Origin of the sequence: Serratia liquefaciens ATCC 27592 (genome assembly GCF_000422085.1) — a bacterium.
GTDB lineage: Bacteria > Pseudomonadota > Gammaproteobacteria > Enterobacterales > Enterobacteriaceae > Serratia > Serratia liquefaciens.
Window position 1 is genome coordinate 4,207,008 of sequence record NC_021741.1, and the last position, 19,438, is coordinate 4,226,445.

The 19,438-nt window shown below is 51.3% G+C and carries 17 protein-coding genes; 11 read left to right on the top strand and 6 right to left on the bottom strand.

What is annotated here, in order from left to right; genetic code table 11:
• Nucleotides 1-121 precede the first annotated feature (121 nt).
• The 3 genes from M495_RS19705 to lldD all read left to right on the top strand — a co-directional run bounded on the left by M495_RS19705 (nt 122) and on the right by lldD (nt 4,138).
• On the top strand, nt 122-1,042 hold the full coding sequence (locus M495_RS19705; RefSeq protein ID WP_020828429.1) for a LysR family transcriptional regulator: 921 nt from the start codon (nt 122-124) through the stop codon (nt 1,040-1,042).
• A gap of 336 nt (nt 1,043-1,378) precedes the next feature.
• The gene (locus M495_RS19710) at nt 1,379-2,962 is read left to right on the top strand and encodes an L-lactate permease (RefSeq protein WP_020828430.1); all 1,584 of its coding nucleotides are present in this window, start codon (nt 1,379-1,381) and stop codon (nt 2,960-2,962) included.
• 33 nt (nt 2,963-2,995) lie between these two features.
• Nucleotides 2,996-4,138, top strand: a complete 1,143-nt coding sequence (gene lldD, locus M495_RS19715; RefSeq protein WP_020828431.1) for an FMN-dependent L-lactate dehydrogenase LldD — start codon at nt 2,996-2,998, stop codon at nt 4,136-4,138.
• 36 nt (nt 4,139-4,174) lie between these two features.
• On the opposite strand, the gene M495_RS19720 is transcribed toward lldD, so the two are convergent.
• The gene (locus M495_RS19720) at nt 4,175-5,119 is read right to left on the bottom strand and encodes a LysR family transcriptional regulator (protein WP_020828432.1); all 945 of its coding nucleotides are present in this window, start codon (nt 5,117-5,119) and stop codon (nt 4,175-4,177) included.
• A gap of 148 nt (nt 5,120-5,267) precedes the next feature.
• On the opposite strand from M495_RS19720, the gene M495_RS19725 reads away from it, so the two are divergent.
• Nucleotides 5,268-5,657, top strand: a complete 390-nt coding sequence (locus tag M495_RS19725; protein WP_020828433.1) for a tautomerase family protein — start codon at nt 5,268-5,270, stop codon at nt 5,655-5,657.
• Nucleotides 5,658-5,699: 42 nt separating this feature from the next.
• Here M495_RS19725 and M495_RS19730 read toward each other — a convergent pair whose 3' ends face one another.
• Both M495_RS19730 and M495_RS19735 read right to left on the bottom strand, forming a co-directional pair.
• A complete protein-coding gene (locus M495_RS19730; RefSeq protein WP_020828434.1) occupies nt 5,700-7,466 on the bottom strand; it encodes an ABCB family ABC transporter ATP-binding protein/permease in 1,767 nt (588 codons plus the stop codon).
• Nucleotides 7,467-7,720: 254 nt separating this feature from the next.
• Entirely contained in the window at nt 7,721-8,398 is a 678-nt protein-coding gene (locus M495_RS19735) for a hydrolase (protein ID WP_020828435.1), read from the bottom strand.
• 268 nt (nt 8,399-8,666) lie between these two features.
• On the opposite strand from M495_RS19735, the gene M495_RS19740 reads away from it, so the two are divergent.
• The 5 genes from M495_RS19740 (at nt 8,667) to M495_RS26140 (ending at nt 12,717) form a co-directional block, all read left to right on the top strand.
• The gene (locus tag M495_RS19740) at nt 8,667-9,539 is read left to right on the top strand and encodes a LysR substrate-binding domain-containing protein (protein WP_164171143.1); all 873 of its coding nucleotides are present in this window, start codon (nt 8,667-8,669) and stop codon (nt 9,537-9,539) included.
• A gap of 116 nt (nt 9,540-9,655) precedes the next feature.
• A complete protein-coding gene (locus M495_RS19745; RefSeq protein WP_020828437.1) occupies nt 9,656-10,225 on the top strand; it encodes an HdeD family acid-resistance protein in 570 nt (189 codons plus the stop codon).
• Nucleotides 10,226-10,380: 155 nt separating this feature from the next.
• Nucleotides 10,381-11,313: a curved DNA-binding protein gene (gene cbpA, locus M495_RS19750; protein ID WP_020828438.1), complete on the top strand. Its 933-nt coding sequence runs from the start codon at nt 10,381-10,383 to the stop codon at nt 11,311-11,313.
• Nucleotides 11,306-11,611, top strand: a complete 306-nt coding sequence (gene cbpM / locus M495_RS19755) for a chaperone modulator CbpM (protein WP_020828439.1) — start codon at nt 11,306-11,308, stop codon at nt 11,609-11,611. The genes cbpA and cbpM overlap by 8 nt, the downstream gene beginning before the upstream one ends.
• 977 nt (nt 11,612-12,588) lie before the next feature.
• The gene (locus tag M495_RS26140) at nt 12,589-12,717 is read left to right on the top strand and encodes a hypothetical protein (protein WP_020828440.1); all 129 of its coding nucleotides are present in this window, start codon (nt 12,589-12,591) and stop codon (nt 12,715-12,717) included.
• A gap of 108 nt (nt 12,718-12,825) precedes the next feature.
• Here the strand turns inward: M495_RS26140 and M495_RS24700 are convergent, their stop codons facing one another.
• The 3 genes from M495_RS24700 to M495_RS19770 form a co-directional block, all read right to left on the bottom strand.
• Nucleotides 12,826-13,131, bottom strand: coding sequence for a type II toxin-antitoxin system RelB/DinJ family antitoxin (locus M495_RS24700; RefSeq protein ID WP_020828441.1), 306 nt, complete (start codon nt 13,129-13,131; stop codon nt 12,826-12,828).
• A gap of 203 nt (nt 13,132-13,334) precedes the next feature.
• A complete protein-coding gene (locus tag M495_RS19765; protein WP_129941037.1) occupies nt 13,335-13,736 on the bottom strand; it encodes an Hpt domain-containing protein in 402 nt (133 codons plus the stop codon).
• 5 nt (nt 13,737-13,741) lie between these two features.
• Nucleotides 13,742-14,368 carry a response regulator gene (locus M495_RS19770; protein ID WP_020828443.1) on the bottom strand — a complete coding sequence of 209 codons (627 nt, stop codon included), beginning with the start codon at nt 14,366-14,368 and terminating at the stop codon, nt 13,742-13,744.
• 689 nt (nt 14,369-15,057) lie between these two features.
• Between M495_RS19770 and M495_RS19775 the strand changes: the two genes are divergently transcribed.
• Together M495_RS19775 and M495_RS19780 are read left to right on the top strand one after the other, a co-directional pair.
• Entirely contained in the window at nt 15,058-17,106 is a 2,049-nt protein-coding gene (locus M495_RS19775; RefSeq protein ID WP_169534196.1) for a transporter substrate-binding domain-containing protein, read from the top strand.
• 2 nt (nt 17,107-17,108) lie between these two features.
• On the top strand, nt 17,109-19,436 hold the full coding sequence (locus M495_RS19780) for an ATP-binding protein (RefSeq protein WP_041414916.1): 2,328 nt from the start codon (nt 17,109-17,111) through the stop codon (nt 19,434-19,436).
• Nucleotides 19,437-19,438: the final 2 nt, after the last annotated feature.

The window sequence follows — 19,438 nt, forward strand, 5'->3', positions numbered from 1 at the left end:
AGGCATTGTAAGCGGCCAAAAAGTGATATCAATAACAATTCTCATATTGTCGTCGACGATTGATTCCTGCCCGAGAGGATTTACACTGGCTGGAGATCTGGGACAAGGAAAACCAAGACTGATGCTGCCTACACATGAATATGCCAACGATCTGATCCTGTTCGCCTTAATTGTTGACTGCGGTTCTTTCAGCAAAGCCGCAGAAACGGCCGGCATCACCAGCTCGGTGGTCAGCAAGCGTATCGGACGTCTGGAGAAATCCCTCGGCGCGCGCCTGCTTTACCGCACCACGCGCAGCCTGACGCTGACGGAAAATGGCCGCAGCCTGTATCGCCAGGCCAAAGAGATCAGCGCCAAAATTCAAGATGCTTTGAATGTCGTCAGTGAAAATAGCGACGAGTTGACTGGCGTCATCCGCATGTCGGTACCGACCATTTCTGGCGAGCTGCTGCTCAGTGAGAGCGTGGCCGAATTTTGTGCGCGGCACCCGAACCTAAAGGTAGAGATGCGGTTGGAAAATCGCTTTGCCGATCTGGTCAACGAAGGGATAGATTTGGCGATCCGCACCGGCACCCTGCCGGACTCAAGCCTTATCGCACGCCACATTCTTGACTCCCGATGGGTAATAGTCTGCTCGCCCGGTTATCTGCAACAGCATGCCGAACCCCATTCGTCCGACGATCTGCTCAAGCATAATTGCCTGACCTACACCTATCAGGAAAGTGGTACCGACAACTGGCTGATGAAGCCACCGGGCGGCGGCGAAATTTATGAGCTACAGGTTAAAGGCAATTTGTCGGCCAATAACGCGCGGGCCATCCGCAAGGCGGCGATCGGCGGTTATGGCATTGCCATGGTGCCACGCTGCATGGTGTTTGAGGATTTGCAGGCAGGAACACTGGTAGAAGTCTTGTCCGGGCACTGTGGCAAGATATTAGGCGTTTACGCGGTCTACCCTTATACCCGCAATTTACCCTTAAAGACCCGGTTGTTGATCGAACATATCATCGCGGGCTATCAAAATATCAGCCATTATTTTTGAGGCCGATCACAATATTATTCCCACCAGCAGTAAGATGCCGACGAGGGATTACGTCATTTTTGGGGATAATCTATGGTCAATTAACGCCTAATTAATGTGATCCAGCCCCACCCACATCTTAAGTGAAAATTCAACTCATTGATTTTTAGATAAATATAACCTCACCTTTCATATACCAATAGTCTCATTTCGTAATCATCACGCCTAAGCATTTCAATGTTAAAAAATTGCCGTATAGCACCGCCTCCAATGTTGTGATTAGAATAAAAATGTTGCGGCAATTAACTATTTAGCTACATCTCCGTGAAAATAAAAATAATAACCGAAGAGGATCTTATGTCCCTTTTTTTCAGCGTTGCGCCCATCGTCCTGCTGATTTGGATGATGACCAAAAGGAATGGCGTTCCCTCTTACCTCGCTCTGCCGCTGACGGCTGCCGTCGTGTATACCGTGCAGCGACTGTGGTTCGACAGCGCTCCCCTGCTGTTACATGCCAATATCGTCACTGCATTGGTGGCGGTTTTAACCCCTATCACCATCATCGCCGGTGCGATTTTGCTGAACAAACTGATGCAGATCAGCGGGGCGGAAAACGTGGTACGCCGCTGGTTGGAGAATATCAGCCCCAATCCCGTGGCCCAGTTGATGATCATCGGTTGGGCATTCGCGTTCATGATAGAAGGTGCCAGCGGCTTCGGCACGCCGGCGGCTATCGCGGCCCCGATTCTGGTGGGGTTGGGCTTTAACCCACTGCGGGTTGCCCTGCTGACGCTGGTGATGAACTCGGTGCCCGTTTCCTTCGGCGCCGTGGGCACCCCTACCTGGTTTGGCTTTGCCAATCTGGGCCTTTCAGACGCCAGTCTGCTGGAGATTGGCCGCCAGACCGCGCTGATCCACTTTGTCGCCGGGTTTGCGATCCCGCTGCTGGCATTGCGTTTTATCGTTTCCTGGCGGGACATTCGCCGCAATCTGCCTTTTATTTTGCTTAGCGTCCTGAGTTGTACCCTTCCCTATTTGTTGCTGGCGCAGGTGAATTATGAATTTCCGGCGCTGGTCGGCGGCGCCATTGGCCTGGCGGTGTCGGTGTTGCTGGCCCGCGCCGGCATCGGCCTGGTTCGGGTTGATAAAAACCAGGAAAGCGCCCAGCCGGTGCCCTTTATCCAGGTGCTCAAAGCCATGACGCCGACCCTGCTGCTGATTGCTATCCTGATAGTGACCCGCATCCACCAATTGGGCATCAAAGCGCTGCTCAACAGTACTGCTCCGCTGTGGCAAGGGAGCCTCGGCTGGTTGGGTGAGCTGCGCGTCAGCGACGCCCTGATTATCGAGCTGCAACAGGTGCTCGGCACGCAGGCCGCTGCCAGCTACAAAACGCTGTACGTGCCCGCGCTGATCCCCTTTCTGCTGGTGGCGGTGCTGTGTATTCCGCTGTTTCGGCTGAACCGTCACCAGGTCAAACAGATGTTTAGCGAAACCGGTCAACGGATAGCCAAGCCCTTTATCGCCCTGTTGGGGGCCCTGGTGATGGTCAACCTGATGATGCAGGGGGAAAACGACGCGCCGGTGATCCTCATTGGCAAAGCGCTTGCGGCACTGACGGGGGAAAGCTGGCTGCTGTTCTCTTCTTTCCTGGGTGCGCTGGGGTCGTTCTTCTCTGGCTCTAATACCGTTTCCAACCTGACGTTCGGCGGCATTCAACAGTCGATCGCCCTGAGCAGCGGACTCAACGTCAATCTGACGCTGGCGCTGCAATCCGTCGGGGGCGCCATGGGCAATATGGTGTGCCTGAACAATATTATCGCCGTCTGTTCGATCCTCGGGATCGGCAACGCCGAAGGAAAAATCATCAGAAAGACCGTGCTGCCGATGCTGGCGTACGGAGGGATCGCCGCCGTCATGGCCCAGATCCTGGCTCTCTGATCCAAAGTACGTTATCGAAAGAAGGTAAAAAACATGATCATCTCCGCCTCAACCGACTATCGGGCCGCCGCGCAAGCCAAGCTTCCGCCCTTTCTGTTCCACTATATTGACGGCGGGGCCTACGCGGAGCATACGCTCAAGCGCAATACCGAAGATCTGGCTGATATCGCCCTACGCCAGCGTGTGCTGCGCAATATGTCGGACCTCAGTCTGGAAACCCACCTGTTCGGCGAAAAGCTGGCGATGCCGGTAATACTGGGCCCGGTCGGGTTAACCGGCATGTATGCCCGTCGTGGCGAGGTACAAGCGGCCCGGGCTGCTGCGCAGAAAGGCATTCCCTTTACGCTGTCTACGGTTTCGGTATGCCCGATAGAGGAAGTCGCGCCGGCCATCGATCGGCCCATGTGGTTCCAACTGTACGTGCTGAAAGACCGTGGCTTTATGCGCAATGCGCTCGAGCGTGCCAAAGCGGCCGGGGTGAAAACGCTGGTGTTCACCGTTGATATGCCGGTTCCCGGCGCGCGCTATCGCGACGCCCATTCCGGTATGAGCGGCCCTAACGCTTCCCTGCGCCGCGTGCTGCAGGCCGTTACTCACCCGCAGTGGGCCTGGGACGTTGGCCTGCTCGGCAAACCTCACGATCTGGGCAATGTGTCGGCCTATCGCGGTAAACCGACCAGTCTCGAAGACTATATTGGTTGGCTGGGGGCCAACTTTGATCCTTCCATCTCATGGAAAGATCTGGAGTGGATCCGTGAATTCTGGGAGGGGCCGATGATCATTAAAGGCATTCTGGATCCCGAAGACGCCAAAGATGCAGTGCGATTCGGCGCCGACGGCATCATCGTATCCAACCACGGCGGCCGACAGTTGGACGGTGTACTTTCGACCGCACGCGCCATGCCAGCGATCGCCGATGCGGTAAAAGGCGACATTACGCTGCTGGCCGACTCCGGCATCCGCAGCGGGTTGGACGTGGTGCGAATGATCGCTCTGGGAGCCGACAGCGTACTGCTGGGGCGCGCCTTCGTTTACGCACTGGCCGCCGCCGGGCAGGCCGGTGTCGCTAACCTGTTGGAACTGTTGGATAAAGAGATGCGCGTCGCCATGACGCTCACCGGAGCAAAAACCATTGCTGAGATTGGCGCAGGCTCTCTGGTCCACGGACGCGGCTAGCCCCCTCTCCTGGCGGCTCCTGAAGCCGCCAGGCACTCAGCGGATGAAAAACCCTTCGGCAAAGGCGCTGCGCAAATAACGGCTGAACTCCGTCACTGCTCGCGATACCTGCGGCGCATAGGGGCGCACTACATAAAGACTGTCGGCAAAAGCACCTATAGGGCGCCAGGCCGGCAGTACCTCAATCAACCGGCCGTCCGCCAATGCCTGCTGCGCACTGAAGTCCGGCAGCAAGGCAATACCCAGCCCTTCTGCCGCCGCATCACGTATCGATTCACTGTTGTTGGTGGCAAAAGGACCGCTGACCGGCACGCGGGTCTTTTCAGCTTGGCCCGGCAGCCCCTGTTTCGCGGCGAAGCTCCAGTCCGGCGCTTCGGTACCGCGGGGATAGTAAAGGCACTGGTGCCGTTGCAGCTCCGTCGGTGACGTCGGCATGCCGTGCCGTTTCAGGTAGTCGGCCGACGCCACGGCCACCGTTTCGGTTGAGCATAACCGCCAGGCGACGTGGGTGTCGGGCAAGCTGTCGCTGTGGCGGATCGCCAAATCAAAGCCTTCGGTGGCCAACGACACCAGCCGATCCGAAACCTCAAGCTGCACTCGCACCTCAGGATTTTCGCGTAGAAAACCGGTAATACGCGGCACCAGTTGCTGGCGGGCAAACGCCACCGGCGCCGTGACCCGCACCGAACCGCGCAGCGGCCCGGCAGAATCGCAAATGCCGGAAAAGCTCTGTTTGATTTGTGCGAAAGGCTGGCGCAGTTCCTCGACCAGCCTCAGTCCGGCATCGGTCAGCCTGACGCTGCGAGTGGTGCGCTGCACCAACGGCACCCCTGCCAGCATTTCAATCTCTTTGATTTTTTGGCTCATGGCCGCTTTGCTGACGTCCAGCCGCTCTGCCGCACGGGTAAAACTCCCCTGCTCAGCCAATACGGTAAGCCAGTGTAAATGGGTCCACAGGGTTTCTATTTTTGGATTTTTCATCGTCGACTGTTCATTTATATAAACAATGAGTTCAAGTATAGCGCTTCTTCCCGCGCCAGCGCTTGGCTAAGATGGATCCTCAAAGGCGATGTCAATACGCTGCCCTGCGCGCATCAATAACTATTAACCCACTGACAGGATTATTAAAATGCCATTACTCATCTTTGACGTCATTGAAGGTCGCAGCGACGCCCAACTGCAAACGCTGCTCGACGCCGCCCACCGAGCCGTCCTCAGCGCCTTTGAGGTTCCCGTGCGGGACCGCTACCAGATTGTTCATGAAAATAAGGCTAAGCATATGGTGATTGAAGATACCGGCCTTAACCTGACGCGCACCCGCAATCTGGTGGTGGTTCGAGTGATTACCAGCCCGCGCCCCGAAGAACAAAAACAGAAGTTTTATGCCGAGCTTAGCCGTGAGCTGAAAGAAAGTTGTGGGATTGAAGGCAGTGATTTGATGGTGTCCATCACCACCAACAGCAAGGGAGACTGGAGCTTCGGCAACGGCGTGGCACAATACCTGACCGGTGATCTTTAGCGCGCCGTCCCCCAGACTGAGCATCGACTGGGGGACTCACTTTCAGGGCTGCTGCTCTTCGCTATATTGGTTTTGCCACATTGCAGCATAGCGGCCGTTGGCAGCCAGCAAGGCGTCATGCCGCCCACGCTCAACAATCTCACCGGCCTCCAGCACGATGATTTCGTCGGCATCCACCACCGTCGACAGCCGGTGCGCAATCACCAACGTGGTATGGTCGCGGCTCACTTCACGCAGATGCGCCTGGATTTCGCGTTCGGTCTGGGTATCCAGCGCACTGGTCGCCTCGTCGAACACCAGAATCGCCGGATTTTTCAGGATGGTGCGCGCAATCGCCACCCGCTGCTTTTCCCCACCCGACAGCTTGAGCCCGCGTTCGCCCACCCGAGTTTCATATCCGTCAGGCAGGCTGACGATAAACTCGTGAATATGCGCCAACCTAGCCGCGCGCTCGATCTCTTCCTGACTCGAACCGGTTTTACCGTAACCAATGTTGTAGCCCAACGTATCGTTGAACAACACGGTGTCCTGCGGCACGATGCCGATTGCCGCACGCAGGCTAGCCTGCTTCAGGCTGCGGATATCCTGACCGTCAATCGAGACAGCGCCGCCGCTGACGTCATAAAAACGAAACAACAATCGGGATAGCGTGGATTTGCCGGCCCCCGAAGCACCGACGATCGCCACCGTGTTGCCGGCCGGGATGGTGAAACTGACGTTTTTCAGGATCGGCCGACGCTCATCATAGCCAAAGCTGACCGAGTCAAAACGCACCTCCCCTGCGCGCAATTGCAGCGCCGTCGCATCCGGCCTGTCGACAATTTCCTGCTCTTCCTGCAGCAGATCGAACATGTTCTCCATGTCGATCAGCGCCTGTCTGACTTCAGCATAAATGAACCCGAAGAAATTCAGCGGCTGATAGAGCTGCAGCAGATAGGCATTCACCAATACAAAGTCGCCGACCGTCATCCGCCCCTGCACAATGCCCTGCGCCGCCATCGCCATCATCACGATCAACCCGATGGAAATAATGGCGGTTTGTCCGAGGTTGATGGCGGTAAAACTGAACTGGTTTTTGATGGCGGCGTATTCATACAGGCGACGCGACATGTTGAACCGATCGGCCTCGAAGTCCTCGTTACCGAAATATTTGACCGTCTCGTAATTCAGCAGGCTGTCGAGTGATTTGCTGTTGGTATCGGCGTTGGCTCGGTTGAGCTCACGTCTGAAGCGGGTTCGCCAACTGACGGCCATCACGGTGAACAGAATATAGCAGCCAACCGTCACCACAATCGCCAGCGCAAACCAGCCGTTTAACAGATGCCACATGATCACCGAAACCAAGGTGATTTCGAACAGGATAGGAAAAATGGAAAACAGCAGCCGCGAAAGTACCGTCGCCACCGCCTGAGTGCCGCGTTCGATCGATAGCGACAGCCCGCCGGTCTGTCGCTCCAGGTGAAAACGCAGGCTCAACGCGTGCAGTTGTCTGAAGACGCGTAACCCCAGTAGCCGGGTCGCATTCTGGCTAACGTGCACGAACATCACGTTGCGTAATTCTTCAAATAACGCCCCCCCAACACGCGCCACGCCATAAGCCAGGATCAAGCCGATGGGAATGGCCAGCATTTTGGCGGTTTCACCGCTCAAGGCATCGACCATGGCTTTATAAGCCAGCGGCACCAGCGTGATACTGACCTTGGAGACCACCATAAAAACAAAGGCAGTCACCAGGTAATAACGCAGCCGGGGGTTCTCTTTGGGCCACAGGTAGGGCAGCAGAAACTTCAATAAGCGGGAACGGTCCATATCAGGTATCTATTGTCTCGGTCAGCAGTGCGGCATGGTTTTTTATATTCTGGCACGTATGCCACGAAAAACCTTCGGCAATTCTCCGATGCGGCTCTTTTGAACCCTGATCACCTGAATGGCACACCTCGGTGGTGTGGAATGACATGATGTTTACATCCCTGCTGCATACATGCGCGAGCCTAATGCCCAGCCCGAAGTATCGACGCAATGGCCCCCATGGCATTAGGCTGACCATGGAGGCGCACAGCGATTTATTTCTCCGAGTCTAAGGTTTCGTGATGCGTGATGACGTCTTGCGCCTTGTTATAGCTCTCGATAAGCAATTGATATGACGGGAAGATCAAGGTGTAGATTTCGGCCCACTGTGCCGCATCCTCACGATTCCAGGTTTGTTGAATCTCTGACGCCACAGCCCCGGTATCCATAGGGACAGCGCCGGCCTGAACCACCCGCGCCAGGGTAATTTCCTGAGCCATTTTTGAGTAGGTACCGGACGCATCGACCACGACGAACACCTGATAACCGTCGGCAATTGCGCTAATGGCCGGGAAAGCCATACAGACACTGGTAATGGTGCCGGCAATAATCAGCTGTTTTTTCCCGGTGGCCTTCACCGCCTGCACGAAGTCGGCATTATCCCAGGCATTAATCTGGCCGGTGCGTGCCACGTATTGCGCATGCGGTGCGTTCGCATGGATTTCAGGGATCAGTGGCCCATTTGGCCCCTGTGGCACCGAAGCCGTGGTAATCACTGGCATGTTGGCCAGCGTGGCAATTTTCGCCAGAGCGGTCGCATGGCGGCGCAGGTCGGGCATCGGCATATCGCCGATGGTTTGAAATAAGCCGCTTTGGTGGTCGATCAGCAGCATTACGGCATCGGCCGGGTTGATTACCGGACGCTGGTTATTAAAGTTTGCTGGGGCACTCATAGATCCTCACTTGTTCATCCTGAAACGTTAGCGGTCAAAGAGCTGCTTTTCCTGAACTGAGCAGGCTAAAGCGAGTCATTAAATTTAGGCGACTGGAATATGACAGTTCCGATTGTCCAAGGCTTTTCATCGATATAGCATGCACTTATGAATGGAAGCCTCATATTTAACCTAGCAATGAATCAAATCGGCAAACAGGCCAATTATTGGAAATGAGTGTTTCATCAATGGGAAAATGGTCTTTATGATAGATTTCAATGAAATGTTTATGTTTGCCAAGGTTATTGAATGCGGAGGCTTTCTTGCTGCAAGTAAGAAATTTGGTATCCCCAAGTCCACGCTGTCCAGAAAAATATCCGCACTTGAACAACGCCTTAATGTCAGACTGATACAACGCTCAACCCGAAATATAATGATCACGGAAATCGGTAAGGAATATTACCAATATTGCGTGCAAATGATCGCTGCGGCAGAAAAAGCGGAAAACCTGATCAATAACAAAAGTGACCAACCCACGGGTAAAATCAGGATTACCTGCCCCACGATTCTTATGGATCTCGGTCTGTCAAAAACCCTGGCGAAATTTATGCAGGCTTACCCCGAGGTGGTACTTCAGGTAAAAATATTCAATCGTGACGTGGATATTATTGCAGAGGGGTACGACATCTCATTTCAACTGATGGGCAAAGAATCCAAAAACAGCAATCTGATTATGCGAAAAATTGCCGACATCTCCTCTTCTTTTATGCTGAACCCTGCCGGCAGGATCCACCCCAACCAGGTGCAAAAACCGTCAGATCTGCATCAACTCCCCACCGTTGGCTGGCTATCTTCCCATTTTCAATCCGCATGGACGTTCAACAAAGAAGGCCGGGAAGTCAAGATAAGCAATGAGTCCTGCCTGGTGTGTGACGACATCAGATTACTCAAAGAGGCGATTCTTTGCGGCAGGGCTACGGGTTGTTTGCCGCTAAAGCTGGTACGTCAGGAAATTCACGATGGCACCCTGACAACCGTGCTGAATGATTGGCAACTGGAGCCGCGCAAAATTGTCGCTATTTATCCTTCGCGCCAGGGCCTGCTGCCCGCCGTCAGGGCATTGATCGACTTCGTTGTCGAAGATTTCGCACAGGATGGCTGACTTATTCGATTGAAAACAACGATTACGCACAATTATCCTCCCGCACTTGGCGACAAGTATTATAATAAAAAAGACAATACGAGATAGGATATCCAAACAGTTTAAGGAGATACGTCATGTTAAATATGGGTCCACGCCATTCGTTGATTATCGATGAACAAAGTTTAAAGAAACAACGAACCCCGCTGTTAATCATCTCTATATTGCTTCTGTTAGGCGGTATTTTTTGCCTGTTCAGCCCCTTCGCCTCCGGCGCAGCGCTGAGTATGGTCATGGGCATTTTCTTGCTGCTGAGTGGGTTCGGTCTGATTTTCGGCATGATAGCTAACCGAGTACAAAATACCTGGCCGATGATCGGCGGTATTCTGCTAGGGGTCGCTTACCTTATTATCGGCTACGTGTTTATCACCACCCCGGCGGTAGGCATTTTCGCCATGGCGGTCTATCTTGCCGTACTCTTCGCTCTGGGCGGCATCGTACGACTGATTGCTGGCTACAAATTACGTGATGTCAGCGGCAGTTGGCTGCAGTACGTGATTGGTATTTTGGATCTGATCATTGCCTGGATGCTGTTCAGCGCCGATCCTATGACTTCCGTCGTACTGGTCACCACCATTGTCGGCATCGAAATGCTGTTCAGCTCTTTTGGCCTGTTCCAGGTTGCTCGCCAACTGAAGCGCTCGTGATTTCAGGCGGGGCCACCCGGCTCCGCTTTTCGACTGCATAGCCGACAATTACCCCGATACATCGGCGGCCAAGTGCCCTAATATTAGTAAGGTTTCACGCAAAGCAGGTTCAACTACCCCCCCCTGACGAAAGATTGAAATGAGATGATAACGCTATGGAATTCAAGGACTATTATACCATTTTAGGGGTCAAACCATCAGATGACATCAAGGCGATAAAAACCGCCTATCGTCGGTTGGCGCGAAAGTATCATCCTGATGTCAGCACAGAAAAAAATGCCGAGGCACAGTTTAAAGAAGTGGCCGAAGCCTACGAGGTGCTGAAAGACGACGAGCGCCGTGCTGAATATGATCAACTGCGTCAACATCGTAATGACCCTAACTTCGGCCGCCAAACCCAGCACGCTCACGCAAATGCAAATAATGCCGAAGACTTTTCCGACATCTTTTCCTCTATGTTCGGCGAACATGCGCGCGGCCAGCGTCAGCGCCAAAGCCGAGCCATGCGCGGGCAAGATATTGAAATGGAAGTGGCCGTTTTTCTGGAAGAAACGCTGGCCGAGCAAGCCCGCACCATCCGCTATAGCCTGCCGGTCTATAACGCCTTTGGCATGGTGGAGCAGGAAATCCCCAAAACCCTTAATGTGAAGATCCCTGCCGGCGTAGGCGATGGCGAACGCATTCGCCTGAAGGGCCAGGGCGGCCCGGGGATAGACGGCGGTGCGAATGGCGATCTCTACCTTATCATCCGCATTGCGCCACACCCCATGTTCGACGTCGTAGGCCACGACCTGGAAATTGTGTTGCCGATTGCCCCTTGGGAAGCTGCGCTCGGTGCCAAGGTGCCAGTCCCTACTCTCAAAGACAGTATTTTGTTGACCATCCCTGCCGGTAGCCAAACCGGACAACGTCTGCGCGTTAAAGGGAAAGGCTTGGTCAGTAAAAAAGAAACCGGCGATTTGTATGCCGTGATCAAGGTTGTGATGCCGCCGAAACCGGACGAAAAGAGTGCTGCACTGTGGCAACAGCTGGCGGAAACTCAGACGAGCTTTGATCCGCGCAAAGAGTGGAGTAAGCAAAATGGCTAACCTAAAAGTAACCTTCACCATTACCGAGTTTTGTCTGCATACCGGTGTGACAGAAGAAGAGCTAACGGAGATTGTCGGGCTGGGCGTGATAGAGCCGCGCAACCCGGCAACGGAAGAGTGGATCTTTGACGATCGCGCCTTGATCACTTTTCATCGAGCTCAGCAATTGCACCATGAACTTGCGCTGGACTGGCCAGGTATTGCCGTCACCCTGACGTTGCTCGAAGAGATTGAGCAGTTACGTAAAGAGAACAGCCAGTTGCACCAACGGCTGGCGCGATTCGTTACCAGGCCCTGACAGGGCGAAAACAGCCCATTGCATCGCGCCCACCTTCGCTCAGAAAAACAATTTCGTTGCAATAAATCCGCTGAGCGAATGGAGGGCGATAAAAATAGGCTTTAACTACTTAAAATAAGCGTTCATGTTTTTTAATAAGTACTGTTAATAAAGACATGTCATTAAAAACAGTATTGACACTCTTTTATAAATCCGTAGATTGGTAATCAACAGCAGCGTAATGATAGCAGCTGTTAATAGTAAAAGTGTTTAGTAAGTTGTTATTAAGTTATTTTGCGATAAAGGCCACGAAGTTTTTTAGTATGGGTCATCGATGCTGAGAAAATTTACAGTCTTGCTCGATGAAGTTTTAAGGCCACGTTGTAAGTACCGACAATCGCAGGGTGTGTACCAAAACGCGATGATGTAAGGCCATGATAGAACTGTTTTTTGTTTGCGAACAATGAGTAAGACCGTGAAAGCGGATCGCAATAGAAGTGAGGCTATGCATCAAAAAATATATATCGCGAGGGGAGATGTACGAGTTGAGATGCCATACCTTTGATTATTTTGGTAGGCGGTAATGTGAACTGGTAAATATAGGGGAGGTTTGAGTTAACCCGATATTATCTGTGATTAACCTGTACATTTAGTGTAGAACTTTAGCAGTAAATAATAGTAAGTTCATTAATGTTAAATCAGAAGTCAATAGTACCTTAAAAGCCCTGGCTGCAACGGTCAGGGCTTTTATCATTTATGGCGACATAGCCAGCTGTTTGACTTACCCTGCTATTAGACGACAGTCCCCCCTCGACAATGTCACCTCCCCTGTTAGGCAACTGGGCCACTCTCACTTCGCCCACTGATTGATTTTTCACCTTCACCCGCCCCATATTTAGGATTTTTACCCAAAAGAGCACATTAAATGTAATGTTGTTAGGACTTATCTTAAAATGCAGGCGAGGATCTTCTTAGGTATTTGGCTGCCAGGGAAAAAGATGAGCGAGAAACAGCGTAAATCGGGCTATCAGGTTGAGTATGGGGAACAATGGAAACCGGAAAAAACCTCTGCGTGGTTTTGGATCCTGCTGATTGCTATTATCGGTATTTTGGTTGCCATTTCATGATGATAGTAGGCAAGAATCAAAATGACTGCGACTGAGGGAATACCTCAGCGGCCCACCCCGCTGAGTAGAGTAAAGCAATATTTATAGCTCGCAGTGGCACATGAAAAACTAACGTTGATTTCTATGGTTAAGCATTTTACCCATTTTCTCTGATTTATACTGCGAATAATTCCGCTGGGTTTCAGGGTATTCCAATTGGGATAGAATATCATTGTAAGCCTGATAGCAAGGTTGTTCGCGGCTGGCGTTACTGCCATTGAGCAGTTCTTCCGGCATCGCCCCTTCTTTGACTATACGTTTAAGGAACATTCGAATACCTTCAGAAACTGTCATCCCCATCTCTTTGAAGACCGCTTCCGCGCGCTCTTTTAAGTTGGTGTCAATTCGGGCCTGCACAATACTGTCGCGTGTCATAAAACCTCCTGGTGACATTTATCTCATCCTGATAAAGGCATTATTGCGCTGGCAGCGGCGGATAAACATAAGAATTACGCTCTGCTGTTTGACGCTATTGACGGTTTTTATGAAAGCAATAACCATATTGTGTGTAAGGAAAAGATGACAGAAGCGTAAAGCGGCGTTAGATGATCTGCCGCCATACCTTCACCGCATCGGAGCTAGCGCAAGTCGCGCAAACACCTGTCGAGCGATGATATTAATAATTCTATTTTCTTCAACCCGCTATGAATGTCTTCGACGCTCATTTTGGCCAATTGTTGGCTCTCTAGTATCACACAGGCTGCGGCGATTTCTTTCGCACAGATGGTTTGCGCGGAGCCTTTTAAGCGATGTATCGTTCTGGCCAATGCAACCCGATCGCCTTCTCTTGCCTGAGTCTGAGCGACGACAATTTCCTTCATATTTTCTTCATTGGCTAAGTAAAGCAGGTTATTAATGAAAGAGAGATCGTTACCGGCAAGTAGAAACAACCGGTTAATATCCACATGGGTAGCGAGTGACGACAGAGAGTCACCTGGACTATTTTTATTTACGTCGTCTTCATGTGTTTTGTCATTCAAAATATTCAATCCAAATTATTTCTTATACAAAACTCATAAGTTTCCATCATACTATTCAGTTCCAGCTTAGCCATGACTCTTCTTTTATAAGTGCCTACCGTTTTGTCACTTATATTCATCTGCAAACCAATATCAACCAGCCTCATCCCTTTGGCCAAATAACGTAGCACCTGTAGCTCTTTCGTGGAAAGATTGGCAATAGCATGCTTGTCTTTATCTTCAGCTGGCTGCAGTGCGTGTTGCCGTGCCTGTTTCAAGGGAAAATAACCATAACCCGCGTTAATTGCCGCCACAGCGCTGTGCAGATCAAATAAGTTGTTTGCCTTACTGATGAAACCATCCGCCCCGGCACTGACACAATTTTTAATATAAAAAGGTTCGTCCTTTCCTGAAAGCATCAGGATACTTCCGCTGAACTTACGCTTGCGCAAACGCTGTACCAGTTCGATTCCGCTGATAGAGTGAATGTCAATATCAACGATAACCAGGTCAGGTTTATGTTCCTCAATTAATGATAACGCCTCCAAACCATCACCTGTTTCACTAATTACCCTAAGGCCTTCTTTTTCCAACAACACTTTAATGGCAAAACGCGTGACAGGATGGTCGTCGACAACCAAAACGCTTTTCATCGGTAACTACCTCTTTATTTTATTCTATTCATTACGGCCCTGGACCACCCAAAAAAAATCATAAAAAAATATTAAATTTCAGATCAACGGTAGTACTGTTTACAATGAAAGCAAATCACATCCATTATCTTATATTAAACCTCAAAAATCATTCACCGCAACAATGAATCATACTATAGCTCCGAGGCTGCCACCACAGAGAAAACCCTCTTACCCTATGTTTTTATTGAGTATATTAAAAATATTAAGATACGACGCCCATTATTCTGCTCTTGTGAAGATCATATCATTATTGCGAATCTGCCGCCTATGTACCCTGAAAAATGCGAGTCACTCACAATTTAACCGGTGTAAGGGAAACATTACACAAAACGACGCCAACGATTACAAAACATTAAGGTAACACTTACACAATTGAAAGGGTGTTCTGATGGGTTCACTCATGACTCAGTTATAATCTACTGCAACAATATCTCAACTCTCCTTACCCTCCTCATGTCCATAAAGTTATTGTTTACCTCAATCTATTACGTTATCGCACAATGGATTAACAACAGATGCCTCATTTATCCAATATATAGTCTGCATATAGTCCTATCGTTATCGATGAATATTTATCGCCATCGAGTGAATCTGTAAAAATTTAAATGAATGTCTTCCTGCCGCCCCGCAGAACAAGAGGTGTTTTTTTGTTAGTAAACAATAGACTAGCTAATTGGTTTGTTCTGGCACGCAAAAATAGCTCCGTGGGCCTTGTTTTTTTGTTGGTGTTAACTCTTCTCGCGTTGGCGGTGCCGACCATTCACGCTGCAGAATTGACCTCGGAAGAAAAGGAATGGCTTAGAGCCCATCCAGAGCTGCACGTCGGCACCTATGATGGAGGATTGCCCCCACTGGAAGATATGGTTAAAAACCAGTTAACCGGTTTTGCTCCCGACGTACTTAACGAAGTCGCCAGTAGATTGAAATTGAAAGTAAAAGTGAAAGAGTATCAAAATCGTCTCGACATGATGCAGGCGCTGCAACGGAACGAAATCGACGTAGTCATGAACATGTCCCCGACGTTCTCTGGCGCCAAATATCTGCGCTACAGCCAGCCATACGGCGATAACGATCTGATCATTATCAGCGCCCGCGACAACCGCCATATCCTTGATCACTCAGATCTCGCCAAAGCCTCAGTTGCCGTCGTAACCGGTTCGCCTGAAGCTGCGTTGATTCCAGATGTGTATCCCGCGATCAGGCTACACGAATTCCCCAACCAGGCTGCCGCCATGCTCAGCGTCGAGCAAGGGGAAACCGACGCATTTATCGGCAATCGCTACACTATTCGCTACTATATTGCCCTTAACAAAAGCGAAGCCTTCCGTACCGTTGGCAATGCTTATTTGCCGTTGCAAACACTAAGATTCGCCTTTCCCCGTGAAAATCAGTTACTGGCCAACGCATTCGATGTCGCCATTACAGATATGGGTTGGCGCGAGCAACAGGCGTTATTTGAAAAGTGGGTGTCCCCCTTCCCCGCACGATTACCCAAAACGGAACGCATCAACCTGTCGCCCGACCAAATTACCTTGCTAAATCAACTACCCTATCTGCAAGTCAGCAATCTGGAATCCTACCCACCGTTTTCTTTTCGCAATCAACATGGCGAACCCAGCGGGCTGGTCGAGGATTATTTCGATCTGATACGCCGCCAGTTGCAGCTTAAATCTGAGCGTGTCAGGGTACGTTCACTGAATGAATTGATGCGAATGATCAAAGAAGGCGAGATCGATATGGTCCCCGGTTTGCCGCCTACCGCAGAGCGTATGCAGTTCTTAGCGTTCAGCCAACCCTATGCACGTTTTCCGTTGATGATAGCAACACGAAAAGAAACCAGTAATATCGAGGGCATTGAGAGCCTCGGTAAGGCGCGGGTAGCGATATCCGAGGACGCAGAACCCATCCCGACGCTGCTGCGCAAAAATCCAAAGTTGATTTTGATTCACACCGATACAGCTGAGCAAGGTCTGCAACTGTTGGCCGATCGCCAGGTGGATGCCTACATTGGCAACCTGGTGGTCACCGATCGCATTATTACCGAGCAGTACCCCAATATATTAAAGGTCGCGGCACCGACCGGTTATTATGCCGAGCTGGCGGTTGCGGTCACCAAAAAGTACGCCTACGTTATCCCATTGATCAACCAGGCCTTGGCTAATATCAGTACCGACCGCAAAGAGCAGATCCGCAGCGCCTGGTTCCCTATCACCTTTCAGGAAAACGTCGATCTTCTGATTATCATCAAGAGGATCCTGCCCGCCATATTGGCCGTCGGTTTTATTATGGCGCTGCTTATCATCGCCTACTGCCGCTTACGCAAAGAGACCCGCCGCAGGATCCTGGCCCAGATAACCCTGGCCGACCAGCTCAGCTTTCAACATGCACTGCTGGAAACCATCCCTTTTCCGGTATTAGGCAAGGATCACAACGATCGTTATATCGCAGTGAACAGCGCCTTTGAAAAACTGACCGGCCATGCGTCCGCACATATGTTGGGCAAAACGCCTGACGAATGCGGCTACATCGACGCCATCGTGTCACTGGAACGCGAGCCGGAAAACCGAGCAGCACTATCGGCCGAGGAAGGTATCCACCGCTCACTGCGCTATGCCAATGCCAAAGGAGAGCTACGGGAGGGATTGTTCTGGCTAAAACCCTTCTTCAGTGTTGACGGGGGCCCGGCGGCAGCGTAACCGTGTTGGTTGACGTCACTGATATACGCCGCTCTGAAGAACGAGCACTGATCTCCGAAGCCCTGTTAACCGACGTGACCGAATCACTGCCGGTTACCGTATTTCAAGTCTGCCTCTCGGTGGATGGCGATATGCGTTTCACCTACGTAGCGGGTGCCGCAGAAGCCACCTTCGGCTTATCTGCCGAAACCATGATGGCCGACCACAAAAGCTTCCACCAGCGAGTGAATGCCGAAGATCTGCCCATGCTGCAGGAAAATTTAATCCGCATGCAAGGCACGCTGGCCCCCTTCCAGAACGAGTTCCGTATGCAGGTCAAAAATAACCAGTGTTGGATACGCGTCAATTCAGGCAGAGGAAAACGCGAAAGCAACGGGGATGTACTGTGGGGCGGTTATTTTGAAGATATTACCCACTCCCGCCAGCAGGAACAGGCGCTGTTCGAAGCGAAAACCAAGGCTGAAGCCGCCGCCCGTGCCAAAGCCACCTTCCTTGCTACCATGAGCCATGAGATACGCACACCGGTACACGGCATTCTTGGCTGGTTGGAACTGCTGGAAAGAACCCAGTTGGATGATGAACAAAATAGAATGCTGAATACCGTGCAAAATTCTGCGCAGCATTTAACCCAAGTGATTGACGATATTCTTGATTTCTCCAAGCTGGAGGCGGGCCAGGTCTCACTGGAGAATTTGGCGATAGATATTCGAGTATTCCTGTCAGAACTGATGCAAACCCTCAGTCTGCAAGCGTTGAAAAAAAACCTGACCTTGCATCTTTATCTCGACAGTCGGGTCGCACAGAAACTGATGTTCGATCCGGTCCGATTGCGTCAAATTTTAATGAATTTTCTCAGTAACTCGCTGAAGTTTACCCGTTCAGGCCATATTACGTTGCAGTTAGTTCTCCTTGCCGATCAGCAAAGTCGGCAATGGTTGCGTTTCAGCGTCATCGATACCGGTATCGGCATTCCTGCAGACATGCAGCAGCAGCTGTTTCAACCTTTTCAGCAGGCAGAAGCGTCCACCACTCGTCGTTTTGGCGGTACCGGCCTGGGGTTAGCAATCTCCAAAGGCCTGGCACAGCAGATGAACGGGGAGCTCACCATGCTCAGTCAGCCTGGTGAAGGTACCACCCTCAGTTTCGACGTTCATTTCGATGTTTATGCTCCTTCACCGGCGTTACCGGCGCTGTTAGGCACCCGCGTTACCCTATGGTGTGATGACAAGGTTATCACCCAAAACCTGCGGGAAATGCTGCTGGCGTTAGGCCTTACCGTCACCTGCCGGTCCGGCTCGCAGCAGACTGCGCTTATCCTGTCCGGCTGCGATCTGCTGTTTATAGAGGAAAACATGCTGGCAACGATTGCAATACCTGCCGCAGCCCGGGAAAAGGTGGTCACTCTGAGTATTAAACCGCGGTCTGACAATGCTGCGGACCGGCATACCCTCAATGTCACGCCATTATCCTGGGAAAGAGTGCACAAACTTTGCGTCACCCTGTTAATCGAGCAAAAAAAACAGGCGACAAGCTCCATGGCACTGCCAGAAACAACCACCATCGATACCACCCTAAGCCGTGAACATGCTCTGGCGAACGGAAGTTTGATTTTGGTTGCCGAAGACCACCCTATCAGCCGAGAACTGATCAAGCATCAGCTGCAAATATTGGGTTATAGCTTTGATATTGTTGAGGATGGCCAGCAGGCTTTGCTGGCAATAGAAAGCACAAAATATGGCCTGGCGATTATCGATTGCCACATGCCCTATATCGACGGTCTGGAATTGAGTCGCCTGATCCGCAAAAAAGAGGCTGCGAATAATAGCGCAAGGCTGAAGATTGTCGCGCTGACAGCGGGCGTCCTGGAAGAGCAAGAAGATCAGTGTATTGCTGCCGGCATGGATGCTTACCTGACAAAACCCATTGATATTAAAGGGTTGAAGGATATTCTCACCCGTTATATTGCGCCAAGAGCGGTAACCGCAACTGCGTTCACTTCAGCTTGCTCAGAGGCGTCATTCAATATAGACATGGTCTCTTTGAATAAGCGATATGGTTCAGAAGAAAAAACCAGAGTGGTCGTGGGCATGATGCTTGGCAATCTGGAGCATGGGCTACATCAACTGGCCACAAGCCGTGCCTCAGCGCAGCAAGGGTTGATCGTGCGTCATTTGTCATTGGACCTGGGTGCGCTGAATTGCCATATGCTGGCCACGCGGGCGACAAGATTGGAAGCCAGGCTAAATCAGGGCAAGGTGAACCTCACCGATGATCTGCAGGATTTCAAACGGGCCATTGAGCAGTTGATCATGCAATTGCATATGCTGTAGCT